This window comes from Haematomicrobium sanguinis DSM 21259 (assembly GCF_000688395.1).
GTDB lineage: Bacteria > Actinomycetota > Actinomycetes > Actinomycetales > Micrococcaceae > Haematomicrobium > Haematomicrobium sanguinis.
This window is the reverse complement of the sequence record NZ_JIAG01000022.1, coordinates 1-3,117: the sequence shown is the minus strand read 5'-3', so window position 1 is coordinate 3,117 and position 3,117 is coordinate 1. Positions and strand designations below refer to the sequence as shown.

The following is a 3,117-nucleotide window of genomic DNA, read 5'->3' as shown; positions in this document are numbered from 1 at the left end:
CCCCGCCATGGCGCTTGTCGTACGTGGTGACCCGCACCTGAATGTATAGGGTGTGTGGGGGGAACGTGGGGAAGTGAAACATCTCAGTACCCACTGGAAGAGAAAACAACATGTGATTCCGTGAGTAGTGGCGAGCGAAAGCGGATCAGGCTAAACCTGTGGTGTGTGATACCTGGTAGGGGTTGCATCATGGGGGTTGTGGGAGTCCATGTCACGCGCTACCGAGCGTGGCTGGTGATGTTCATGGTGTAGTCGAACCGGTTTGAGTGCCGGACCGTAGAGGGTGGGAGTCCCGTAGACGTAACATTCATGGCCGCCAGTGTGGGCCACCCGAGTAGTACGGGCCTCGTGAAATCCCGTGCGAATCTGTCAGGACCACCTGATAAGCCTAAATACTACCTAGTGACCGATAGCGGATCAGTACCGTGAGGGAATGGTGAAAAGTACCCCGGGAGGGGAGTGAAATAGTACCTGAAACCGTGCGCTTACAATCCGTCAAAGCCGGCACTGCCTTGTGTGGTGTGGGTGATGGCGTGCCTTTTGAAGAATGAGCCTGCGAGTTAGTGCTCAGTGGCAAGGTTAACCCGTGTGGGGTAGCCGTAGCGAAAGCGAGTCTGAATAGGGCGTTTTATAGTCGCTGGGTCTAGACCCGAAGCGGAGTGATCTACCCATGGCCAGGTTGAAGCGTGTGTAAGAGCGCGTGGAGGACCGAACCCACTTCAGTTGAAAATGGAGGGGATGAGCTGTGGGTAGGGGTGAAAGGCCAATCAAACTCCGTGATAGCTGGTTCTCCCCGAAATGCATTTAGGTGCAGCGTTACGTGTTTCATGCTGGAGGTAGAGCTACTGGATGGCTAATGGGCCCTACAAGGTTACTGACGTCAGCCAAACTCCGAATGCCGGTATGTGAGAGCGTAGCAGTGAGACTGTGGGGGATAAGCTTCATAGTCGAGAGGGAAACAGCCCAGACCACCAACTAAGGCCCCTAAGCGTGTGCTAAGTGGGAAAGGATGTGGAGTTGCTTAGACAACCAGGAGGTTGGCTTAGAAGCAGCCACCCTTGAAAGAGTGCGTAATAGCTCACTGGTCAAGTGATTCCGCGCCGACAATGTAGCGGGGCTCAAGTACACCGCCGAAGTTGTGGCAATCACACAATAACCTTCAATAACATTTCGTGTGTTGTTGGCAGGTGTGTGGTTGGGTAGGGGAGCGTCGTGCACGCTGTGAAGCCGCCGTGGAAACGAGTGGTGGAGAGTGCACGAGTGAGAATGCAGGCATGAGTAGCGAAAGACGGGTGAGAAACCCGTCCGCCGGATGATCAAGGGTTCCAGGGTCAAGCTAATCTGCCCTGGGTAAGTCGGGACCTAAGGCGAGGCCGACAGGCGTAGTCGATGGACAACCAGTTGATATTCTGGTACCGGCGAAAAACCGTCCCTACTGAACCATGGATACTAACCGTCGAACCATACCTTAAACCTGGTCTTTCGAGACGAGGTGTGGGTGTGTCTACACGGGACCTGATATGGGGAGGTAAACGTATTAACAGGTGTGACGCAGGAAGGTAGCCCAGCTGCGCGATGGTTGTCGCAGTCTAAGCAGGTAGCCCGTTTCCTAGGCAAATCCGGGAAACATATAAGGGTGAGACGTGATGGGACCCCACATGGTGGGGAATTGGGTGATCCTCTGCTGCCAAGAAAAGCATCGACGTGAGGTTTTAGCCGCCCGTACCCCAAACCGACACAGGTGATCAGGTAGAGAATACTAAGGCGATCGAGAGAATTATGGTTAAGGAACTCGGCAAAATGCCCCCGTAACTTCGGGAGAAGGGGGACCCAAACCTTGAGTGCACTTGCTGCACGGTAGGGGTGAGGGTCGCAGAGACCAGGGGGAAGCGACTGTTTACTAAAAACACAGGTCCGTGCGAAGTCGCAAGACGATGTATACGGACTGACTCCTGCCCGGTGCTGGAAGGTTAAGAGGACCCGTTAAACACTTCGGTGTTGAAGCGGAGAATTTAAGCCCCAGTAAACGGCGGTGGTAACTATAACCATCCTAAGGTAGCGAAATTCCTTGTCGGGTAAGTTCCGACCTGCACGAATGGAGTAACGACTTCCCTACTGTCTCAACCATAAACTCGGCGAAATTGCAGTACGAGTAAAGATGCTCGTTACGCGCAGCAGGACGGAAAGACCCCGAGACCTTTACTATAGTTTGGTATTGGTGTTCGGTGTGGCTTGTGTAGGATAGGTGGGAGACTGTGAAGCGATCACGCTAGTGGTTGTGGAGTCATCGTTGAAATACCACTCTGGTCATACTGGATATCTAACTTCGGACCATAATCTGGTTCAGGGACAGTGCCTGATGGGTAGTTTAACTGGGGCGGTTGCCTCCTAAAAAGTAACGGAGGCGCCCAAAGGTTCCCTCAGCCTGGTTGGCAATCAGGTGTCGAGTGTAAGTGCACAAGGGAGCTTGACTGTGAGACAGACATGTCGAGCAGGGACGAAAGTCGGGACTAGTGATCCGGCGGCACAGTGTGGAACGGCCGTCGCTCAACGGATAAAAGGTACCTCGGGGATAACAGGCTGATCTTGCCCAAGAGTCCATATCGACGGCATGGTTTGGCACCTCGATGTCGGCTCGTCGCATCCTGGGGCTGGAGTTGGTCCCAAGGGTTGGGCTGTTCGCCCATTAAAGCGGTACGCGAGCTGGGTTTAGAACGTCGTGAGACAGTTCGGTCCCTATCCGCTGCGCGCGCAGGAAATTTGAGAAGAGCTGTCCTTAGTACGAGAGGACCGGGACGGACGAACCTCTGGTATGCCAGTTGTACCGCCAGGTGCACCGCTGGTTAGCTACGTTCGGAAGGGATAACCGCTGAAAGCATCTAAGCGGGAAGCCCACTTCAAGATGAGATTTCCATCAACAATTGTTGTGAAGGCCCCCAGCTAGACCACTGGGTTGATAGGCCAGAACTGTAAGCCTAGCAATAGGTTCAGGTGACTGGTACTAATAAGCCAACAACTTACACCACACACAGGTGACAACAACAACCGTCCAACGGTTGCTGCAAACAGAACACACACGCGTCCACTATATGGTTCCCAACCAACAAACCCCACCCC

The 3,117-nt window shown here is 53.7% G+C and carries 1 rRNA gene; it reads left to right on the top strand.

Annotated elements, in window-relative coordinates:
• A 23S ribosomal RNA gene (locus O148_RS0113710) occupies nt 1-3,026 on the top strand; the annotation flags it as partial.
• Nucleotides 3,027-3,117 lie beyond the last annotated feature (91 nt).